5 protein-coding genes are annotated in these 2,865 nt (G+C 31.7%); 1 reads left to right on the top strand and 4 read right to left on the bottom strand.

All coding sequences use genetic code 11. The annotated features are described in order from the left end of the window. Positions 1–144: 144 nt before the first annotated feature. The gene (locus tag FG382_RS22495; RefSeq protein ID WP_142541079.1) at positions 145–552 is read right to left on the bottom strand and encodes a GNAT family N-acetyltransferase; all 408 of its coding nucleotides are present in this window, start codon (positions 550–552) and stop codon (positions 145–147) included. A 165-nt stretch (positions 553–717) separates the two neighbouring features. Further along, entirely contained in the window at positions 718–855 is a 138-nt protein-coding gene (locus FG382_RS22855) for a hypothetical protein (RefSeq protein WP_170206605.1), read from the bottom strand. Positions 856–1,034: 179 nt separating this feature from the next. Between FG382_RS22855 and FG382_RS22490 the strand changes: the two genes are divergently transcribed. Beyond that, positions 1,035–1,664 (top strand): hypothetical protein, encoded by a 630-nt coding sequence (locus FG382_RS22490; protein ID WP_142541078.1) that lies wholly within the window; start codon positions 1,035–1,037, stop codon positions 1,662–1,664. A gap of 159 nt (positions 1,665–1,823) precedes the next feature. Here FG382_RS22490 and FG382_RS23105 read toward each other — a convergent pair whose 3' ends face one another. Both FG382_RS23105 and FG382_RS22485 read right to left on the bottom strand, forming a co-directional pair. Beyond that, positions 1,824–1,991: a hypothetical protein gene (locus tag FG382_RS23105; protein ID WP_194483531.1), complete on the bottom strand. Its 168-nt coding sequence runs from the start codon at positions 1,989–1,991 to the stop codon at positions 1,824–1,826. Positions 1,992–2,252: 261 nt separating this feature from the next. Then, positions 2,253–2,865: LysE family translocator (locus FG382_RS22485; protein ID WP_142541077.1), on the bottom strand; the 613-nt coding region annotated here is incomplete at its 5' end.

The raw sequence follows: 2,865 nt of genomic DNA, 5'->3' as shown, positions 1-2,865 counted from the left end.
GCCTCCTAGTACAATCCATAATTTAATTCTCATTTAGGCGCTGCACTTTTTTAAAAAATTATTGAGCTGCGTCCGATTTCGTATTGCCTTTTTCTATAAATCGAAGATTTTAATTTTCATGGGAGTTAAAGAAGAAAGTTAAATCTATCTATTTATATTTATTGACATACCAATGGTAAATTTTTTGAACCCAAAGGTTTCATAATATGGTTCCAACCCTTCCACACACATTAGTTGAGGAATTACCCGATTTTGCTCACAATGGTGAATTATTCGATACACCATTTCTTTGCCGATTCCTTCGGACTGATAGCTTGGTAGAACACATAATCCACAAACTACTCCAGTAATTACACCATCTGAAATAACACGTCCCATACCCACTAATTGTTTTTCATCAAATGCATAAATGGCGTACCAACTTTGATTGCACATTCGTTCCAAATCATTACATGTTAATTTAAGTGAATTCCATCCTAAAGATTCATATAGGGTTAGTAATTGGTCAAAGTTAATAGGGGGTTCTGTCGTATAATTTATATATTTCACCATATAATTACCTCCTGAATTTTTTTCTCATTGCTTATTCAACTAAACTGCCGCTTTAGTTTAAGTGTAACATTTCACAATGCATAACTGAGATCAACTTAATGTTTTGGGCATAAAAATAGACCATCGAAATGATGGCCACATTTTGTTAAAGCACCCGTTAGTTAATTATTCAATTTTTCCTTCACTCGCCAATTGTGTTCCATCAACCAAACCTAATTGACCAAAAGTATAAATATATTCTGATTGACCTCTCTTTTTAACACCTTGAATATTTACAAAGTATTCATTACCTTCTTCTAACAAATTATATATTCTTGAATCCTCAATGATTACCTTATATTTCTCTTTATTTGGACTGTTATCAATCCTTAATTCTTTTATAGTTAAATATTCACTTTTAATACTAAATATTAATGTAGATGAAAAAAATGTTATAATTTTAATATATGGAAATATATATAAATGATAGGAGGAATTTTCTTGTGAAAAAAAATATCCTATATTTTCTAATACTTATCGTAATAGCATTAACTATTGTGATCTTTATGAATTTCAATAATCTCAAGGGTGAGGAAACAGTCGAAAACTCTCGTAACAATTCCGTTGAAGCTAATACACTGAAGGGCTCATATATGAAATTAATTGACAAGAACGGGCAATTGATGAAATCCTATTCCGAGGAAGAAATTAAAAATCAATTAATCGAAACTAAACTCTATAAATCAGCAGAAGATGAAAATGGGTTGATTATCAATCCTCCCGAAGAATTCAAGGCTGAAGTAAAAGAACTTTCAAAATCAAATGAATATAAACTTTATGTTTTCCATAGTTTTTCATTTTCTAGCAATATCCCTGTCGGTAAAAATAATATCTTTTTTAGAAAACCTCATAGTATAATTATTGAACCTATAGAAAAGTTTGAATCAATGTCTATTATCTTACAAAACTCGGCAGGCAGTAAAGTCGGAATAATTGAAATCGGAAATTACATAGGGGGGTTAAATATCCCATTAGATGACTTTCAATTAGATGATTCATATACCATTCAATTAATTAACAATAAACAAGAAATACCCATTTATCTGCATGGAGGAGTAATTATTTACGATTAAAAAGTTCTTTCTTCAACTAACCCGCTGCGTTAGTTGAAGTGTAGCATTTCACAATGGATTTCTTACGTCTACTTGATTTTTGAATATAAAATAGACCATCGAAAATACTGGTCAAGTTTACTAAAGCACCCGTTAGTTGAAGAAGCACCTTTTCTTTTATTACACATTATCTAAGGACTGTTCAGTAATTAAGAACCTATTAGCTAATTTTTCAAATGTGTCGGCAGCTTCCTCTTTTAAAGACCATATTTGTTCTTTTAAACTTTCATCTTCGGTTTTATCACGCAAACCAGTTAATATTGCAATTATTATTCCTAATTCCCTCACTGCTTTATTTTCAGTAAGTGGAACTAGTGTATTACCTTCTAATTGTTTTTTATTGTCTCAACCAATTGGTCAATAACTTCCTTTAATATAGTTACTTCAATAGACATAGATTCATTCTCCTGCTCTTATTGAACTATCCAGCACCTTTAGTTTAAGTGTAAAATTTCACAATACATATCTGCGATCAACTTAATATTTTGAACATAAAAATAGACCATCGAATTGATGGCCAGATTTTGCTAAAGCAACCGTTAGTGAGTATTATCCTCTCTTTTCAAAAGCTAACAAAGTCCCTAAACCGATTAGAGTAAACCCGCTAATCTTTTTCTGCCATTGCATTGCAGTGTTATTTTTCGCTAAGACATTTTTAATTGAACCTGCAATCAGTGAATAGCCGATATCAACTATCAGTGTAAGCAAAGCAAAAACAACTCCCAGAAATATGAATTGAAAAAAAGTGTTCCCCATGTTGGGACTAATAAATTGTGGAAGAAACGTAAGGAAAAATAAAGCAACTTTCGGATTGAAAATATCTATTATTGCTCCTTGCCAAAAGGCTTTCCTTATTCCGCCTTGATTGTCTTGAATATTAATATTTAATCTCTTTTTGTCTCGAATAGTTTGTATTCCTAAATAAATTAGATACGCTGCACCTATATACTTTATGATTTGAAAGACTAGTGCAGAAGTCATCAAGAGAGCTGAAAGACCGAATGCAGCAAGTAGAATGTGGAACATAACCCCCATTTGCATTCCAAACGATGTGGCTATTCCAACCTTTTTACCTTCCGCAATACTACGGCTGACTATATATGCCATATCTGGTCCTGGGACAATTGCTATTACCAATGTAGCTACTAAAAAAGCTGTAAAA

The organism is Psychrobacillus lasiicapitis (genome assembly GCF_006861795.1).
GTDB classification, from domain to species: domain Bacteria; phylum Bacillota; class Bacilli; order Bacillales_A; family Planococcaceae; genus Psychrobacillus; species Psychrobacillus lasiicapitis.
This window is presented reverse-complemented; position numbering and strand designations above follow the sequence as displayed.